An 18460-nucleotide genomic window follows, 5' to 3' on the forward strand; every position below is an offset into this window, starting at 1 on the left:
GGCCTGCCCCGTCAGCCGAGCCCGTGTGCCGTGTCCGGCGGAGGCCTGCTCGGACCGCGGCCACGGTCGTCCTGCGCCGACAATGCGCCCGGCCCGATGCGGTCCGCACGCCCGGTGGGGAGGACCTCGGCTCACCACGGCCGGATCGATGAGCAGCGGACTCGTGCCCGGGTCGTCCGAACAGCAACGGCACGTCGAGCCCGGGACGCCGCAAGCGGCCGGCGACCCGCCACCGATCGGCACTCCCCGCATCGGCCTTCCCCTCGATAGTCCACTCAGGAGGAACATCATGGAATCCGACCAGATCAGTGCGTTGGCGTCGGCCGTCGCAGGCGAGGTCGTCGTCCAAGGCGACGACGCATACGAGGAGCTGCGCAACGTCTTCGCCCATCAGGGCAGCCCCGAGGTGATCGTGCGCTGCACCGGCGCCGACGACGTTCGCGCGGCGATCGGATTCGCGCGGGCCCATGAGCTGCCGATCTCCGTGCGCAGCGGCGGCCACAGCAACGCGGGCTTCAGCACCGACCACGGCGGGCTGGTGATCGATCTGTCCCCCGTCGACGAGGTCCGGCTTCTCGACTCGCAGCGCAACGTGGTCCGGTTAGGCAGCGGAGCCCGCTGGGGCAGGGTCGCGAAGGTCCTCGGCGAGCACGGCCTGGTGATCTCCGCCGGCGATACCTCCACCGTCGGCGTCGGCGGGCTGCTGCTCGGCGGCGGCATCGGCTGGCTGGTGCGACGGTTCGGCCTCGCGCTGGACAACGTGGTCGCCGCCGAGGTCGTGACGGCCGCAGGCCACGTGCTGCGGGCGTCCGCGACGGAGAATCCCGAGCTGTTCTACGGCATCCGGGGCGGCGGCGGGAACTTCGGCGTCGTCATCTCCTTCGACGTCCTCGCGCAGGAGTCGGCGGGCGTGCACTTCGGCACCATCAGCTACCCCGCCGAGGAGGCTGCGGACGTCGTGACGGGGTGGGCGGCATACCTGCGCACGGCGGCGGACGAGCTCACCGCGACGGTCGGGGTGTTCCCGCCGTTCGACGGTGTTCCGCCGCCGGTGACCATCACCGTCTGCTACGCCGGGTCGGACACCACAGAGGCGAGGAAGGCCATCGCCCCGCTGTGCGAACTCGGCACCGTGCAGTCGACGGACGTCAGGCCGATGCCCTACGCGGAGGTGCTCGGCGAGCCCTCCCGGCTGCCTGCGGGCTGGCAGCCGATGGTCCGAAGCGCCTTCGCCCCGGTTGCCGACCGAGCGTTCGTCGAGACCGTCCTGAACGGCGCCCGGCAGTTCCCCATGCTGTACGTGGAGTTCCGGAGCATGGGCGGGGCGGTCCGTCGGGTCGCCGAGGGCACCACCGCATTCGCCCACCGGGACGAGGACGTCATGTTCTTCACCACCCACCTCGGTGGCCCGGCCGACCACGACGCGATCCGCCCCGAGTTCGACGAGTTCTGGCGGACACTGGCCCCGTTCAGCACGGGTGCCTACAGCGGCTTCCTGAGCGAGGTGACCGAGGACGACGTGGCAGCGATCTATCCGAGCGCGACCCGCGCGCGGCTGGCGGCGTTGAAGGCGGTGCACGATCCGGAGAACGCGTTCCGGCGCAACCCGAACGTCCGGCCGTCGGCATAACGCCTGCGGTCGGTCGGCAGCTCGCCGAGGCGATGTCGAGGGCTGGTCAGCAGTTTGCACCCAGCGCCGGGACCACGCTGCGCCGGTGCGGCCGGCACGAATCTCGATCGCCGACCGTGCACCGCCAAGACGGCGATGACGCCGCCGACCGAGAGCGCCCGAGCCCGGAACGGGATCGGAGGCGGCCGTGTTCCTCTCCTCAGTTCGCCTGGGTGACGATTCGCCGACGTCCGTTCCCCCGTCCCGCCGCGCAGCCGAACGGGGCAGTCCTGGTCCCACGGCACGGATCTCTTTGGTCCCGGAGAGATCCGTGCCGCGCGTCCGGACTGGAACTGCGAATGGGCTCGGAAGTCCTCCGGCGCGTCCGTGCGGTCGGTGGGGCGCCCGAGGTGCACCGGCCGGCCGCCGAGACGGCGAGACGGCGGAACAGGGCGGCGTCCGACGGCCTGCTCGGCGCCGGATGTCATGTGGGCATCGACGTCGACCGTCGTGCTCGGCCGGGATCACAACACCGGCGGTCCAGTGCGGTCACTCGGTCACCACCGCATCAGAGGTGCGTGGCCTACCGGATTCCGTCGTCGGCCAACCGTTCGGCGCAGCCCGTCAGATAGCGTCGCTCCGGAGCGCTCGTGGTGCGTTCTGCCGCGAGCCGGTAGGCCGCGCGGGCCGCCGCACGATCGCCCGCCGTCTCCAGCAGATGCCCTCGAACCGCAGCCAGCCGGTGGTGCCTCGCGATCCGATCGTCGGAGTCCAGGTGTGCGAGGAGATCAAGACCGGCCTGCGGACCACGCACCATCGCCGCTGCGATGGCGTGGTTCAGGGTCACCATGGGGTTGGGCGCCAGCCGCTCCAACAGTCCGTAGAGCGCGAGGATCTGCGGCCAGTCGGTGTCCTCGGCACACGCCGCTTCGGCATGAACGGCGGCGATGGCGGCCTGAACCTGATAGGGGCCCAGGGGCGGGCGGGCGAGGGCGTCGGTGATCAGTGTGACGCCCTCCGCGATCGCCGCCTGATCCCAGAGGCGTCGATCCTGGTCTTTCAACAGGACGAGGGCACCGTCGGGCCTGGTGCGGGCCGGGCGTCGTGACTCAGTGAGCAGCATCAACGCCAGCAGACCCGCCACCTCCCCGTCCTCGGGTCTCAGGTCCCGCAGGGTCCGGGCGAGTCGGATCGCCTCCCCGGTCAGTTCGGCACGATGCAGATCGGCTCCCGACGAGGCCGCATAGCCCTCGTTGAAGATCAGGTAGAGCACGTGCAGCACGATCGGAAGCCGCTCCGCCTGCTGCGCCGCCGCAGGCAGACGAAACGGGGTCGCGGAGTTCTTGATCCGCTGCCTGGCCCGGCTGATGCGCTGTGCCATCGTCGCCTCGGGGACCAGAAAGCCACGGGCGATCTGGGCCGTGGTGAGTCCACCGACGGCACGCAGCGTCAGTGCCAGCTGCGAAGGCGGCGTCAAGGCGGGATGGCAGCACAGGAACAGCAGCACCAGCGTGTCGTCGCGGTCGCCCGAGGGGTCCTGGTCGGGACCCGGCGCGAACACCTCATCGGCCGGAGTCATCGCGGCGACGGCGATCTCCCGTCTCCGGCGTGCCCGCTCACTACGGTGCTGATCGACAAGCCTGCGCGAGGCGACCGTGATCAGCCAGGCCGACGGCTGCTCCGGCGTTCCCTGCTCGGGCCAGGTGAGCGCCGCATCGAGCAACGCCTCCTGGAGGGCGTCCTCGCAGGCGTCGAACCCGCCGTGTCGGCGGATCAGGGTGCCGAGCACCTGTGGCGTCAGCCGCCGCAGCAACGCGTCGACCTGCTCGGCGTCCGGCGCCCCCGACGGCAGCGCGGGAGGAGCGACCGGCGGCCCGACCCGCGTCGATGCCACTTCGCTCACCCTGCCCACGGCCCCGCGTCCAGGTAGGGCGACCACTCGTGTCATAGCGACCCGCTCGGCCGCGATGCTCTCCCACACCGCACGAGGTGAGCATGCTGCCGGGCGGCGACGCTGCTCGCAGGCGGGCTCGGCGTGGTCGGACCGACAGAGCCGGGCCGGGTATGTAGGTCCTCGCCATCGAACGGCGGCATCATCTTCTCCTCGTCGAACAGACGGCCGTGTCAGGAGCGACAGGGTCCGAGTTCGGACAGCGCAGCCTGCGGGTCGACTCTGGCGTGCTCACGGGGGTAGCGGCAGGCAGGCGACGACCGCAGCCGGAGCCGGAGACCGGAGAGCATTCTCCGGCGGCTCGGGATGGTCTCCGCCACGCCGCGCTACGCAGCAGCAGGGTACCCGCAACCGATCCGAGGTCGATCGACTTCTTCCGCATTGCCTCGTCGTGGCGCGATACGGGCCGGGCCCCCTGGAGGGCACGTCAGGAGGGGACAGCGGGTCCGTCTGCCAGGCACGCTCGGCCGACGGCGTCGTGACGCGGTGGCCGCGGCGACGCCGCATCAGCTCGACAAGGGCACATCTCGGGCGACCGGACCGCGTCCCCTGCGGTGCGTCGCACCGCACGACGAGAGGACACGAGCGTGACACAGCTTCAGGACGTGATCTCCGCGCTGAGGGCAGAGGCGGACGACGTCGATCGGTTGCTGGTCGATCTCGACGAGGCGGGCTGGGACCGGCAGACCCCGGCTCCCGATTGGACGATCGCTCATCAGATCGCCCATCTCACCGCGACCTTCCGGATGGCGGCAGACGCAGCCGCCGATCAGGCGGCCTTCCGACGAACCACCTCGACGATGGGGGACGACTTCGACGCGGCCGTCTCGAAAGCCCTGGCACCCTACCTGGCGCTCCCGCGAGGCGAGTTGTTCTGCCGGTGGCAGGCACAGCGCGACGCCGCCACCGCCGCGCTCGCGGCCGTGCCACCGGGGCAGACCGTGCCCTGGCTGGTCAACCCGCTGCCCGCCGAGGTCCTCGCGTCGGCGGGGATGATGGAACTCTTCGGTCACGGCCAGGACATCGCCGACACGCTCGGGGTGCATCGTGAGCACACCGACCGAATCAGGCCGCTCGTCGTCTTCGGCGCCCGTACCAGGGACTTCGGTTACCTGGCCCGAGGTCTCACGCCGCCGTCGGAGCAGTTCCGCTTCGACCTGACCGCTCCTTCCGGTGCACTGTGGACGGTCGGCGACGCCGACGCGGCGCAGGTGATCAGTGGTCCCGCCGTCGACTTCTGTCTGCTGGTCAGCCGTCGTCGGCACCGCGACGATCTCTCGCTGGTCGCGCAGGGGGCCGAGGCCGAGCAGTGGCTCGACATCGCCCAGGCCTATCGCGGGCCCGCGGGCGAGGGACGCAGGCCGGGGCAGTTCGCTACGACCCGGCACTGACGCGACGTCGCCGTCGCAGGCTGCGGCGGCGTACCCGGCCGGGCCGCCTGCGTCCCTGCGTGGCCCGGCCTGGTCTCGCTCGCCCCCGCTGTGCAGGTTCCCGCCGAGATCGGTCGGTGGCCAGGCCGACACGTTCCGAGACCGACCGCTGCACAGACAGGAGGCACGACAGCCGAGCATCGCGGGTCCCGGCGGCGGCAGGCCGGCAGGCCGGACACGGAATGGACCACGCGTCTGAGGACCGTGTCAACGGCGGGATCTCCGGCGGACTGCGCGCCGTCGAGCAGCTTGGTCCGGGATATCACCGAGCAGCTGGGTATCAGCCGTTCCCGCACAGGCAACGGGACGAACAGACCTGCCCGCAATTCCCGGCGAACATCCGCCAGGAACGCCTCCACCCCCAGCCGGGCTTGCGAGACAGCTCGTCGATCCCCACCCGGCGAGGCAGGCGGCCTGATCCACCGCGATCACACCAGGGACAACCCGGACGCCTCGACCGCGCAACGGCTCCGAGGAAGAGTCGAGGCCCGAAACAGGCGGGCAGCAGAGGACCGGCGCGGTTCATCCGGACCAGGACCCGTCCGCGCCGTCCGACAGGAGCTACGCGCAGTCCGGGCGGCGATGACCCGTCCTGCCGGACGGGCACCCGATCGACCGAGTGCCCGCATTCAGGACACGCGCCGCACACACCGCGACGGGATCAGTCTATGCGGCTAGGGCGTGGCGACGGACGACTCCGGGCGTGCCAGGGACTCCAGCGCGGCGAACGACGGCATCCATGGTCAGCCATGCCGTCGCCGCCGACTGCCGTCGCCGCCGACGGCGTCTCCTGAAACGCACGCCGTCGACGACGGCGCCGCACAACCATGGAGGCGGTTGGAGGCCTTCGTCTGAAGTCGGGTCGATCGAACCGCGTCACGCGTGACTGGAACGTCACCGTTCGGCGTCACCGGCATGGCTCAGTGCGCGGCGATGGGGGTGTTCTGATAGGCGGTGATGCGCCATTCGTCGTCCTGCTTGACCAACAGCCAGGAGGCACGGACCGCGCGCTCTGGCGCGACCTCGGGCTCCCCCGGTGCCCTGATCCCGCCCCTGGTGAGCACGAGGCAGGTCGTGGGTCCGAGGAACTTCACCGCGACGGGCTCCCCGACGACCCTGGTCCCCTGGAAAGGACCGGCGAACGCGGCGCTCATGAACGCGCCGATCTGCGCCCGGCTCTGGAGGAACACGTCCCCGGGCAGGATCAGGCTGCCGTCCTCGGTGAAGACGTCGGCGAAGGCCGCGCCGTCGTGCGCGGCCCACGCGTCCATGATGCGCTGCGGCAGCCTGCGCACCGCCGCCGTGTCGTCGTCCAAGGTCGTGGAATCGGTGGTCGTCATACCAGAATCCTTCCTATCAGGGATGTTCGGTCGGAGCCGACCGGGTCTCACACCGCACCGGTAGGCATCTTCATCGTCATCGGAGGCCGGGCGGCCGTGCATCTCCGTGGTTGCCGACACCGAGCACCGGCGGTGCACGCTCGTCCAGGTCTGCCGGGTGACCATCGACGGTCCCGGAGCAGCTGACGAGGCCGTCGATGTTCGGGCCGGGTTGCTCACGTCCGAGGACGGCTGTCGCCGTCGGCCGGTGGACGCTCGCCAGGACCAGGACGGAGTCCTCCGTCCGGAGCAGATCCAGTCGCCGTCGGCCTGTCGCTGCGGTGCTGTCGGGGCGACCGCCTCGGCACCGCCCGCCGCACCGTCGTCGCCTGCGGGATGCACGGGCACCGGTCAGCGGTATCCGCCGCCGAAGAACAGCAGTCCGCTGTCGCCCGATCCTCGGGTGGCGGCCAGCACGGCGCCCACGAAGATCGAGTGGTCGCCGCCGGGGAAGGACTCCGTCAGCTCGCACTCCAGCCAGGCGAGCGCCCCGGCGAGCAGGGGCGCACCCGTGCAGGGTCCCGGCAGCCAGTCGACGGCGTCGAACTGAGCGAGGCCTCGCGGTCGGCGGCGGTCGGCGAAGTGGCGGGCGGTGTCCTTCTGTTCCGCCGCCAGCACCGACACGCCGAAACTGCCGGTCGCGGTGATGGCGGCGTGCATCGTGGCGTCGTGCGCCACGCAGCACAGCGCGAGTGGCGGGTGCAACGACACCGAGCTGAAGGCGTTGGCCGTCATCCCGTGGACGTGGTCGCCGCCCACGGTGAGGACCACGACGCCGGTGGCGAACCAGGACATCGCCTCCCGCAGTGCCGCACCGGAGACCAGTCGGGAGTCTCCTGGCGGCGTCTCGTCTGCGGTCGCGGGCAGCATCAGGCCGGTCGTGCGCCTGTCGTCGGACACGTCAGCCTCCCGCCGGGTACGCGGTCGGTCCGACGGCGGCCGGGCGCAGCGCCGGTGTCGCATACTCGGCGAGCGCCGCGCGCAGCTCGCTCGGGACCCGGGCAGGCGCCGTCGCGGTGTTCGGTCCTCGCATGCAGGCGATGCGCTGTCGACCGCGCGCCACCAGGTGCTCCTGCCGATCGATCAGGTGCACGTAGTCGAAGGCGAATTGGATCTGGGTCTGAGTGAGCTCCTCCAGTCGCATGCGCACCGCGAGCTCGTCGAACGCGGTGATCTCGGCGAAGAACTCGCACTCGGCCTTGAGCGTGAACAGCTTGAGATCGTCCCGCAGCTCGGCCAGCACACCGGGGGCCTTCTCCATGAGGAACAGCTCTCGACAGCGTCCCTGCCAGCGCAGATAGTTCACGTAGTAGACGTTGCCGACGAGATTGGTCTCCTCGAAGCCCACGACGTGACGGATCTCGTAGTACCCGGCCATGTTCATCTCCCCTCTCCCACGAGCACGGCGAAGACCACCGGGTCCGGTCGGTCGTCGACGGTGGTGACCCAGGTCGCGATCCTGCTGCGTCCCGACGAGAACACCGTCCAGCCGTCGGGACGGCTCCGGTCGACGGTGAGGGTGATCGACGTCGACCCGGCCTTGCGGGCGCACTCCAGCGCGGCCCACACCCTGGTGCCCGCGACGGACCGGTTCTCGTCCGCCTCGGCGCCCACGAGGTCGCGAACCGCCAGCAGGGCCGGTCCGAGCAGCCCTGCCCAGTCCGCTTCGGAACGTTCGACGGCGGGCTCGACGTCACAGCCCAGCGGTCCGGCCCCGGCGACGACCATGGTCAGGCCTGCACCGTGAGAGGCCGACATCTCGATCGTCGTCCCGGCCGAACCCCGCGCGGTCTCGGGCAGGCCGGGGCCATCCTCGACCACCAGATCCTGAGCGGCATCCAGCCCGTCCTCGATCTCCGGCCGCCCGTCGGGTCGGTGGTGAACCCGCACCCGTCGGTCCAGCGCCCGACTCGCGGCGATCTCGGTCAGCTCCCGTCGCCCGACCACCCGTTCGGCACCGGGACCGGCCGCTCCGCCGTGACCGCCGCCCAGCGGGTCCGGCTCGACGACCACCGAGGGGGCCGAGCCGAGGACCCGCTCCAGGGACCGCTCCAGATGGGAGCCGAGCAGTGCGGGCGCCCACGGGCCCGCGCCGTCGCGTCGGACGACCGCACGCAGGACCAGTCCCTCCCAGCGCTCCAGAAGGATCCCGTCCGGGTCGCGCAGGTCGAGGTCGTAGGTATGGCTGTCGCCGTCCTGCGACCGCTCGCGGGCGTCGAGCACCACGTACTCGGGGGCCTCGGTGTTCCGGTCGGCCAGGTGCAGTCGCTCGATCCGTTGCGGCAGGAGGGTGGCGTCGGGAACGCAGCACTGGAGGGCGTGCATCGCGGCGTCCCTGGTGCCCGGATCGGCGAGCAGGAGTCGCTGCGGGAGGAACTCGGCGAACCACGCGGCGGTCGGCCGGGTGGACAGCTCCGCGACCGCGTGCCGGGCGGCGGCCCGCCGATAGCGCAGCAGCCGTTGGAATCGCTTGCCCTGGAACAGCACGTCGCCGTACAGCTCGGTGACGGGATCGATCGGCACCGGCGGAAGCTCGGCCGTCCTGGGCGCACCGCCGACCGGACGGTCGCCCCGAGGAACCCGCAGCCTGGCGCGGAAATGGTCCGCGCCGAAACCGGTCTCCGCGCTGCGCAGCACCACGTCGACGGTCTCGGCGTCGACGGCCAGCGCGGCCAGCCGCACGGTCGTCGCTCCGTCGGGACGGACGACCACCGGCCGGAGGAACTCCGCGTCCTCCAGCACCGGTGTCGCTCCGTCGCCGATGAGGGCGGCGGCCACCTGCGCCATGGCCTCCATCCCGATCACGGCGGGCAGCAGCAGGTCGCCCGCCAGGAGGTGATCGGTGAGGTAGGGGTCGCTGCCAGAGGACAGCGTGGTCTCGGTGACCAGCTCGACGCCCTCGTAGTGCACGAGTACCCGGTCGACGAAGCGGAGCAGCGGCGGCTCGCGGCGGCTCAGGGCGAGCGTGGGCAGACCCGACATCCGACCGCCGATCACCAGCACCGGCCCAGCGTCGGGATCGGCGAGGACCTGGCGCAGCATCGCGATGCCGCGCTCGGCAGGGACGGCGGTGACACCCTCCCGGTGCAGGGCCTCCACCACCCCGAGTCGCTCGCCCATCCCCGCCCCGGACCACACCGACCATTCCAGAGCGAGCACCCGAGTGTCCGGATGCTCCTGCTGGAACCGCGCGGTCAACTCGGTCAGCCAGTCGTTGGCGGTGGCGTAGTGCGCCTCGCCGCGCAGGCCCGCCCGGCCGATGACGCTGCCGAAGGTGAGCAGCAGCCGGAGGCGGTCGGCGTCCACCGCAGCCAGGACGGCCCGCAGGCCCGTCACCTTCGGGGCGACCGTCGCGCGGAACTCCTCCTCGGTGAGGCCGGTCAGCGACGAGGGCTCGTTGCGGCCCGCGCCGTGCAGGACCGCCGTCACCGGACCGAAGGCGTGCTCGGCCCGGCGAACGGCGGCGGCCACCTGTTCGGCGGAGGTCACGTCGGCGCGTTCGTAGCGGTGCCGGACGCCCTTGGCCCGCAGCCGTGCGAGGTTCGCGGCGAGTTCGGGATCGCTGTCGGGGTCGGAGCGGCCGAGCAGGATCAGGGCGGCCGAGGAGTCCTCGGCCATGGCGAGCGCGCATTCGGCGGTGATGCCCTTGCCGCCGCCGGTGACCAGCAGGACGTCGGCGGCGTCGAGCACCTCGGGCGGTACCGCGTCGGCGGGTGGCGGGTTCGGCCGGGCGGTGCGAGGCCGGATCGGACGGGCTCGCAGCACCGGCACCCGGCGCATGCCGTCCTCGTCGTAACGCACCTCGGTGAAGCCGGTCGTCGCCGCGACCTCGGCGAGAATCCGGGCCGTCGCCCGATCGAGATCCGCCGGTTCCTCGGATGCGACGTCGGGAAGCTCCACGATCGTCGTGGGCACCGACGGCGCCTCCAGGTGCAGCGTCTTGGCCAGGCCCGAGGCGCCGAGCCGGTGCTGCACCACGACGAAGCGGGTGCCCGGCGGGCCTGCCAGGACGTCGCGGCTCGCGGCCAGCAGCAGCCCGAGATGACGATCGTCGCATTCTGGGGGCAGACACAGCAGGACGCCGTCGCCCAGGCCGGCCTGCGCCAGTGCGTCGCGCGTCGGCGCAGCGAGCGGATGATCCGCCGGAGCGTGGAGGGTCCAGTCGCCCGGGCTCGCCGAGCCCGGGTCGGGCGGGCGCGCGACGGGAGCCTGCTCTGCGACATGGTCGACGGAGAAGGACCGCACCCACGGGCCCACGCCCGCGACCTCGTCGACGACGGCCTCGACCTCGTGCGCCGTCTCGGCGAGGTCGTCGATGAGGGCGGCCAGTTCGCCGAGCCGCACGGTGGCGAAGCTGGGCGCCGAGGTCAGCGGCGGCCTGCCCAGGTCTCGCACGGCCTGATTCACGATCTGGCCGACCGTGATCGAGCTCAGATGGAGATCGTCCAGCGGGTGGGTGTCGGCGGTGATCGTCGAGGGTGGCAGCTCGGCACGCGCCGCAGCCAGACTCCGCAGCAGCTCGAGGGTCGAGGGAGGCGTGTCCGCCTCGGCAAAGTAGTCCGCCGCGCCCGCTGCGATCAGCGACGGGGCATCCACCTCGCCTGCCGGGGCTGCGGCGGACTCGATCGCGCCGACGTCCAGTGCGGGGGCGTCCTCGCAGGGGCTGGCCAGGAACGTCATGGTCCCGTCCGGCGGCAGCGGGCGGATCACCCGGTGCTCGAACAACACCTCGGTGCGCACCGACGCACCGAGCACGAACGCGGCGGCCACCACGGACAGCAGCGGGCGCAGCGAGTCGGCCTCGACGTCGAGGGCGACCGAGGGCACCGCAGGCGTGATCTCCTGGACCAGTCCGGTCAGGACCCGACCCGGTCCCACCTCGATCAGCAGGTCCGCGCCGGCCGAGGCCTCCGCCGCGGCCTGCCGGAACAGCACCGGGCGCACGACCTGGTCACGTAGGAGTGCGGACAGGTCGGTCTCCGGCGTCAGGAGTGTTCCCGTGACGGAGGAGGCCACGGGGCGCCGTACGGACCGGAGGTCGACACCGGTCAGGTACCTCGCCAGCGCCGCCGAGGCGGGCGCGACCAGCGGCGAGTGGAAGGCGTGGGAGACCGCCAGCCGGGTGGCGTCGCGGCCCTCGGCCCGAGCCTTGGCACAGACCCGGTCCACCGCCGTCGCCGGGCCGGAGACGACCGTCTGACGTGGACCGTTGTAGCCGGCGATGACCACCTCCGCCTCGTCCGCGACGAGCCGGGCCGCCTCCTCCTCGGTCGCCGTCAGGCCTGCCATGCCGCCGCCCGTGTGGCTCGCCGTCGCCATGGCGCGGCCTCGGGCGGCGGCCAGCGCGCCGAGGCCGGGCGCGTCGACGGCACCGCCCCAGTGCAGCGCGGTCAGCTCGCCGAGGCTGTGCCCGACGGCGGTGGTCGCCTCGATGCCCAGATCGCGCAGGACGCGCAGCCCGGCCAGCGAGCCCGCGACGATGCGCGGCTGCGCGACCTGAGTCGCAACCGGGTCACCGTCCTCATCCGGTCCGGCGGCGGCGAAGGCCTCGTCCGCCGAGGCGAATCGACGGCGCAGCGCGCCCGCGCCGCCTCGGCCGGAGCCCTGGCCGGGGAACAGGAAGGTAATCCTGGGCTCGGCGGCGGACGCGCCGAGGAAGATGCGGTCGGCGACCGAGTGGACGCGGGTGTGCCCCTCGTCGATCGCCGCGAGGAGCAGGGAGATCCGCTGCTCGGCGTCCGAGGGCGAGTCGGCCACCACGGCCGCCCGGACTCGCAGCCCCTCGGACTCGGCGGCGAGGGCGCCTGCCAGATCGGCCAGCTCCGCGAAGGCCAGCCTGGCCGTCAGGTCGCGGAGCCGGACGAGCCGATCCCGCACGGCGGCCAGATCGGCGCCGTCCACCAGCAGCAGCTCTGTGTCCTGTCTGGCCGCGACCGTCGCCAGGGTGTCCTGATCGACGCCGGGACGCCGAGGGACGGCCCTCGGCTGCTCGACCGCGATGTGGGTGTTGATCCCGCCGAAACCCATGGCCGAGACGCCCGCCCTGATCGGCAGGTCGCCGGGCCAGGTCTCGGCCTCCCTCGGCACGTAGACGGCGGCGTCCGCCGCCAGCAGGCTCGGATGCGGGTGGCGATGTCCCGTCGCGGGCGGGATCACCTGGTGGTGCACGGCGAGGGCCGCCTTGATCAACCCGACGACCCCCGCCGCGGCCTTGGTGTGCCCGATGTTGCCCTTGATGCTGCTCACCGCCGCGGGCTGTGCACCGGGCGACGCGGCGCGCCGGGCGGAGGACAGCGCCTCGATCTCCGTCGCGTCGCCGAGCGCCGTGCCGGTGCCGTGTCCCTCGAAGTAGGAGACCGTCTCCACGCCGTAGCCCGCACGGCCGTAGGCCCGGGACAGGGCCAGGCGGTGTCCGCTCGCCTCCGGGCGGGTGATGCCGCCCTTGCCGTCGGAGGAGACGCCCCAGCCCGCGATGCAGGCATAGATCCGTCGGCCCTGCGCGACGGCGTCCCGCTCCCGCATCAGCACGAGCACGCCCGCGCCCTCACCGGGCCAGAAGCCGTTGGAGTCCCGGTCGTAGACCACCATCTCCCTGGTCGCCAACGCGCCGGTCTTGGCGAATCCGATGACCTCGAACGGATCGATCGACAGGTCCACGCCGCCTGCCAGTGCCACGTCGAGGTCCTCGTCGACCAGCGCCCTCGCGGCGGTGACCACCGAGAGCAGCGAGGAGGAGCAGGCCCCGTCGACGATGTACCCGCCGCCGCCGAGGTCGAAGTGGTTGCAGATGCGGCCTGCGATGGTGTTGGCCAGTCCGCCTGCGAGGGAGTCCTCGTCGACGGCAGGGAACGGCGCCTTGTACTGCCCTTCGAGATCGCGCAGGAACGCGGCGGTGTCCGATTCGGACCAGCCCTTGTCCGTGAGGGCGGCGGCGACGGTGCGCCGGACATAGGGCCACCGCAGCCGCAGGGTGTTCGCGCGCGAGAACTCTCCGGTCAGGCTATTGCCGAGCACCACCCCGGTGGTGGGGCCGGGCAGTCCCTCGCCTCGGGGGAAGCCCGCGTCCGCCAGGGCGGCGGCGGCCACGTCCAACGCCAGCCAATGCGTGAGGTCGGTGGCGCGGTAAGTGCTGCCCGCCACCTGATAGGCGACGCGGTCGAACTCGAAGTCGCGCAGCACGGCCGCCATGGTGGAGTAGAAGCGGTCGGGTGCCTCCGGATCGGGCGACCAGTAGTCGTCGCGGTTCATCCGCTCATTCGGCAGCCGCCGAAAGGCGCGACGACCGGCGAGGACGTTCTCCCACAGTTCACCGGGCGTCGCGGCATCGGGATAGCGGAGCCCGATTCCGACGATTGCGATTCGTTCGCTGCTCATACTTCCCACCGTCTCTGGAACTGACGCCCAGCTTCCGGACCCGCGTGAAGACAGCATCGAACAGCGCGATCCGGCAACCGAACCCAGTAGTGCATCACGGGTGCAACTGCATTTCAGGACTTCACCTTGCCGCCCTGAACTCCGCTTAGTGATCCGATCGTGCAGCAGACGCGCCGCCGCTGTCTTCTCCGATTGTGCGGCACCCAGAGAACGTTATTTTATAACACCGTAATATCTACTTAGATCCTCGTAACGGCATGATAGGACGGCCACACCTCGATTCCACCGATGCGTTCGGCGGCCGCCGTGACGACCGCCCCTTGACCGCGAAGCGGCCCCGATCCCACACGGGTCACTCCGCGCCCGCTGCTCTACAGACCCCTCGATCATTCGGCTGACAGAGCAGGGCGAGCCAGAGCGCATGTTCGAAGTGGATGACGCGGCCGAAAGCGCAACATGCTGGAACGAGCCGCAGATCCGATGCGATGGAGAGCCCGGCAAGTTCGGTGGGAGGCCCGCTGATGTCGTTCACCGATCAGGCTCCCGCTCGGGTGACCCGGCCGTCCGACCGGTTTCGCCCATGTCTCGCGGCTCGCACCCGACTCCGTCAGCCTGCCTCGTCGCAGTACCGGAGCCTGCACTGCGCCGAGGCAAGCAGGCAGGAGACGCAACGCAGAAGCGTGCGGATCGAGACGGCGAACTCGGCTCGTCCGAGTCGGAGATCACATCCACCGACGATGCGGTCGAGCACCGCACACCGTGGTATTGAGGAGGCGTCATGCCCGCGATTCTCGGTTCCCTGCGCAGACTCGTCCTGGCACCGTCGTTAGCGGATGTCACCTTTGCCCGCCGAGGTTTTCCCGGGCCGCGAACGGAGGTCACCGACCGACTAGAGGCGATCCCGCAGGCCGTGGTCTGCGGATTCGAGTGGGCGATGGAGACGCCGAGAATGTGGGAGATCGAACGCAGGATCGATCTGGTGGAATCCGAGATGCGCGGCTTCGCCTACGAGGGCGCCGCGATGGCGCTCACCGTCCTCGACGCCACCTCGGGCGGTCACCGCACTCGGGACCTGTTGGCCGGACCGGGAGCGCCCCACCTCTTCCTCGCCTATATCGGCATCGGATTCGCGATGACCCGACTCCCCCGGCCGCTCTGGAAGCGGGTACTGCCCGATCTGACCGACGCCTCCCCCTATCACCCGACCATGAGCTGGCTCGTGATCGACGGCTACGGGTTCGATCTGGCCTACTTCCGCCACGAGCGCTGGGTCGAACGGCAGCGGGTGCCTGCCGCGTATCCGTGGCAGGGAACACCCGCCTACTTCCCTCGGGCAGTGGACCAGGGCATCGGTCGGGCCCTGTGGTTCATCCATGGCGGGCGGACGACCGAGGTCGCCGCCGCCGTCGCCCGCTTCGCCGAGCAGCGACACGCCGACCTGTGGAGCGGGGTCGGCCTCGCCGCCACCTTCGCGGGCGGCGGCACGCCGAGCGCGCTGGCAGACCTCCGCGCACACGCGGCACACCACTGGACCGAACTCGGTCTCGGCGCAGTCTTCGCCGTCAAGGCCAGGGCGACGGCGGGCATGCTGCCGCAGCACACTCAGCCAGTGCTCGCCGCCCTCACCGGCAGGACCGTGCCCGAGGCGCTGAGCATCGTGGACGACACCGCCGAGCGAGACACGACTCAGGGGGACATGACCTCGGCTGAGGTCGTGTCGCCCGACGCCGGGGCGTCGTCGGACGTTCCCGCCTACGAACGGTGGCGGCAGCGTATCCGCACCCGGCTGGCCGCTACGCCCCCTGCAAACACCACGCGCGACTGAGCCGAGGATGAGCGCAGACGATGTCGCCGCCACGGGCTCGTCGACTCCACGCGAGCTGCCCGGAAAGGAGTCGCTCCACCGACTCGGTCATTCGCCACATCAACCACTTAATCGCCAGTTCAAACCAGCCGACTCCGGCCGGACATCTTCTTCGTCTCTGAACACATCCGACAGGAACCAACACCTTCGCGCCGACGCACTCTCACCGGTACGTTTCAATCCTGGGGCCGAGTGAACTGAATACCGAAAGCAGTCGCCCCAGACCGCACTGGTCGGCGGTCATCGCCGTTCGCCGTTCGCCATCCGCCGGTCCGGACGGCCCTGCTGGACGCGAGATCGCCACACTGGACAGTCGCAGGCACCGGCGCCGCGTCGGCGTCCGCTGGGTCACGGCGTCCGGTTCGCTCGCGAATCACCGATGGTCTACTCGCCGAAGTGCCTCACCCGTCGAGCGAGGGCCGCCCCTTCAGCCCTCGGAGCGGACCGCCATCTCGAGACCGCCCCGGACCCGCAGCGACAACATCGGCTCCGGCACCACCGGCCTGCCGGGGACCCCGGTCAGTCGCAGCTCCCGCGTGATCATCGCGATCACCAGGACCGCCTCCATCATCCCGAGGCTGCTGCCGACGCAGAACCTCGGGCCTGCCCCGAACGGCAGGTAGGAGTACCGGGACCGATTCGCCTTCTGCTCTGGTGCGAAGCGCTCCGGGCGGAACGTCTCCGAGTCCGCCCAGAACTCGGGGTGCCGGTGCAGCGTGTACGGACAGATCAGCACGTCGGCGCCTGCGGGCACGTGATAGCCGCCCACCTCGTCGTCCTGCTGTGCCGCGCGCGGCAGGATCCACACCGGCGGATACAGGCGCATCGCCTCCTCGATGACCATCGTCGTGTAGACCAGCCGCCGGAGGTCCTCGTGCACCGGCGGCCGGTCGCCGAGCACGTCCACCGCCTCGGCTCGCAGTCGCGCGCCGACCTCCGGATGGCGGTCGATCAGGTGCAGGGTCCAGCCGAGGGTGCTCGCGGTGGTCTCGTGCCCGGCGAGCAGCAGGGTCACCACCTCGTCCTGCATCCGCCTGCGCCCGACCTCGGGGTCCGCCTCCCGTCGGGTCGACTCGATCAACCGCGTGAGCACGTCGTCACCGTCCACCTGCCGGGTCGCGATGCGATCGGTGACGAGCCGGTCGACCACTCGATGCAGCTCGGCACGGGCCCGGCGGAAGCGGCGTTGCCGAGGCAGCGGAACCCAGGTCGGCACCATGCTCATCGACACCATCTCGAACATGGCCTGGTCCTGCACCGCCTCGAACGAGTGGCCGACCGCGTCGAAGGCGCCGAGGTCCGAGTCGAGCAGTGCGCGGCCGAGCACCCCGAGGGTGAACACGGTCATCTCGTCCAGGACCTCGACCGGTTCGCCGCCCGCCCTGGACCGCAGGCGGGCGACGAGCTTGGCCGCCTCGTCCACGACGATCCCCGTCTGACCGGTGATCCGCCGATGCTGGAACGCAGGCTGGATCACCTTGCGCTGCGTGCGCCACAGTTCGCCGTCGCTGGTCAGCAGGCCGTCGCCGAGCGCCCGACGAGCCTGGACGAGCCCGATTCCCTTGTGGTAGTTCGCGCTGTTGTCCGCGAGGACGTGCTTGGCGTGATCGGGATGGTTGAAGAAGTACAGCGACTTCGGGCCGATCGACAGTTTCGATGCGTCGCCGTACCTGGCGGCGGCCGAGGACATCAGCCCCAGTCGGTCCCCCGCCAGGCTCCTGAGCATGGCCAGGGTCGCCGAACGCGGCGGACCCGGCGGGGTGCGGCCGATCGGGGCGGAACGAGAGGGTTTCATCTGCGCACGACCTCGTTCTCGTGCTGCGGAACAACTGCCTCGGCGGAGGTCGACGGCACAGCGGCCCGTGCGCCCTCGGCAGAATCGCCTGCGCCCGGCTCGACGATCTCGCGCTGCTCCTCCTGCGCGGCCGCGCGACGTTGTTGCGCCTCGAACTGCTCCCGCGCCTGGTCCGTGTAGTGCAGTGCCCAGAGGAAGCAGCCTCGGACCAGGCACACGATCGCCGTGGCGAAGAAGATCCCGTAGGCGATGTGCATCGCGGTCAGGACGCCGTAGGCGACCGCCACTCCCCCGCCGAACGCGATCTGTGCACCGGGTCGAGACGGCGTGGTGCCGGGATCGGTGATCATGTAGTTGGTGAACAGGATGAACGCGATGCCCGTCATGGTCGCCAACGCACCGGGGATCGAGGTGCCTTCCAGGATGCCTCGGACGACGGCCTGCAACGCGAAGCCGCCGACCCAGCCTGCGATGAGCCACATCCGCCCGGTGAGTTTTCCGTTGATCATGGTGCCGCCGAGGATGATCACCGCCGGGATCAGCCAGTCGATCCAGCCGTCCACGTGTTCACTGAAGTGGTACGGCGGTGCGATGCTGCCCCACGGGAACAACAGCAGGATGACGGCGATGCCGAAGTTCGACGGGTTCATGAAGTGCCGCAGCCTGCCGCGCACCGGGGCCCGCAGGATCCATTTGGCGCCCACCGCGACGAGCACGCCGAACATCATCACGAACACCTGATCGTTGACGTAGATCAGCATGTTGAGCGCCAGGCTCGTGATGTGCGCCGGATAGAGGAACTCCACCAGGCCACGCAGGCCGTTGCCCGCGTACCGGGGTACTCGGTTCTCCGACCTCGCGGCGATCCATTCCAGACCGATCTCGACCGTGTAGCCGGTGGCAAGCGCGATGAACGGCCACAGCCAGGGTTGCTCGAAGCCCAGAACCGTGTATCCGAGCAGGTTGAAGATCGTGATCGAGATGGCGAACCGGCGCAGCGCCGTGATCACCTTCGTGTCGTGTCGTGGCGGGGAGGCCGCCTTCTGCCGCGTTGCCAT

Annotated in this window: 10 protein-coding genes; 3 read left to right on the forward strand and 7 right to left on the reverse strand. The window is 70.9% G+C overall.

Annotation, left to right across the window (positions count from 1 at the left end; genetic code table 11):
• The first annotated feature begins 289 nt into the window (after window positions 1–289).
• Window positions 290–1630, forward strand: coding sequence for an FAD-binding oxidoreductase (locus tag UA75_RS19095; RefSeq protein WP_075741415.1), 1341 nt, complete (start codon window positions 290–292; stop codon window positions 1628–1630).
• 562 nt (window positions 1631–2192) lie between these two features.
• Here the strand turns inward: UA75_RS19095 and UA75_RS19100 are convergent.
• Window positions 2193–3461, reverse strand: coding sequence for an RNA polymerase sigma factor (locus tag UA75_RS19100; RefSeq protein ID WP_075743963.1), 1269 nt, complete (start codon window positions 3459–3461; stop codon window positions 2193–2195).
• Between the two features lie 686 nt (window positions 3462–4147).
• On the opposite strand from UA75_RS19100, the gene UA75_RS19105 reads away from it, so the two are divergent.
• Complete coding sequence (locus UA75_RS19105) at window positions 4148–4951, forward strand: TIGR03084 family metal-binding protein (RefSeq protein ID WP_075741416.1); 804 nt, start codon at window positions 4148–4150, stop codon at window positions 4949–4951.
• Between the two features lie 959 nt (window positions 4952–5910).
• Here UA75_RS19105 and UA75_RS19110 read toward each other — a convergent pair.
• The 4 genes from UA75_RS19110 to UA75_RS19125 form a co-directional block, all read right to left on the reverse strand.
• On the reverse strand, window positions 5911–6330 hold the full coding sequence (locus UA75_RS19110) for an SgcJ/EcaC family oxidoreductase (RefSeq protein WP_075741417.1): 420 nt from the start codon (window positions 6328–6330) through the stop codon (window positions 5911–5913).
• Window positions 6331–6720: 390 nt separating this feature from the next.
• Window positions 6721–7164: a flavin reductase family protein gene (locus UA75_RS19115; RefSeq protein ID WP_232237856.1), complete on the reverse strand. Its 444-nt coding sequence runs from the start codon at window positions 7162–7164 to the stop codon at window positions 6721–6723.
• A 106-nt stretch (window positions 7165–7270) separates the two neighbouring features.
• On the reverse strand, window positions 7271–7747 hold the full coding sequence (locus UA75_RS19120; RefSeq protein WP_075741418.1) for an acyl-CoA thioesterase: 477 nt from the start codon (window positions 7745–7747) through the stop codon (window positions 7271–7273).
• A gap of 2 nt (window positions 7748–7749) precedes the next feature.
• Complete coding sequence (locus UA75_RS19125) at window positions 7750–13743, reverse strand: type I polyketide synthase (protein WP_075741419.1); 5994 nt, start codon at window positions 13741–13743, stop codon at window positions 7750–7752.
• 778 nt (window positions 13744–14521) lie between these two features.
• Here UA75_RS19125 and UA75_RS19130 point away from each other — a divergent pair.
• Entirely contained in the window at window positions 14522–15568 is a 1047-nt protein-coding gene (locus tag UA75_RS19130; RefSeq protein ID WP_075741420.1) for a DUF1702 family protein, read from the forward strand.
• A gap of 466 nt (window positions 15569–16034) precedes the next feature.
• Here the strand turns inward: UA75_RS19130 and UA75_RS19135 are convergent, their stop codons facing one another.
• Both UA75_RS19135 and UA75_RS19140 read right to left on the reverse strand, forming a co-directional pair.
• Window positions 16035–17402 (reverse strand): cytochrome P450, encoded by a 1368-nt coding sequence (locus tag UA75_RS19135; protein WP_075741421.1) that lies wholly within the window; start codon window positions 17400–17402, stop codon window positions 16035–16037.
• Window positions 17399–18460: an enediyne biosynthesis protein gene (locus tag UA75_RS19140; protein WP_075743965.1), complete on the reverse strand. Its 1062-nt coding sequence runs from the start codon at window positions 18458–18460 to the stop codon at window positions 17399–17401. Before UA75_RS19140 ends, UA75_RS19135 begins: the two co-directional genes overlap by 4 nt.

Origin of the sequence: Actinoalloteichus sp. GBA129-24 (genome assembly GCF_001941645.1) — a bacterium.
Classification (GTDB): domain Bacteria; phylum Actinomycetota; class Actinomycetes; order Mycobacteriales; family Pseudonocardiaceae; genus Actinoalloteichus_A; species Actinoalloteichus_A fjordicus.

What these genes read in the sequence shown, in the direction of transcription:
- UA75_RS19140 (WP_075743965.1), bottom strand. Translation starts at nt 18,460, where the DNA reads ATGGCAACGCGGCAGAAGGCGGCCTCCCCGCCACGACACGACACGAAG.
- UA75_RS19125 (WP_075741419.1), bottom strand. Translation starts at nt 13,743, where the DNA reads ATGAGCAGCGAACGAATCGCAATCGTCGGAATCGGGCTCCGCTATCCC.
- UA75_RS19095 (WP_075741415.1), top strand. Translation starts at nt 290, where the DNA reads ATGGAATCCGACCAGATCAGTGCGTTGGCGTCGGCCGTCGCAGGCGAG.
- UA75_RS19130 (WP_075741420.1), top strand. Translation starts at nt 14,522, where the DNA reads ATGCCCGCGATTCTCGGTTCCCTGCGCAGACTCGTCCTGGCACCGTCG.
- UA75_RS19110 (WP_075741417.1), bottom strand. Translation starts at nt 6,330, where the DNA reads ATGACGACCACCGATTCCACGACCTTGGACGACGACACGGCGGCGGTG.
- UA75_RS19115 (WP_232237856.1), bottom strand. Translation starts at nt 7,164, where the DNA reads ATGTCCTGGTTCGCCACCGGCGTCGTGGTCCTCACCGTGGGCGGCGAC.
- UA75_RS19120 (WP_075741418.1), bottom strand. Translation starts at nt 7,747, where the DNA reads ATGGCCGGGTACTACGAGATCCGTCACGTCGTGGGCTTCGAGGAGACC.
- UA75_RS19135 (WP_075741421.1), bottom strand. Translation starts at nt 17,402, where the DNA reads ATGAAACCCTCTCGTTCCGCCCCGATCGGCCGCACCCCGCCGGGTCCG.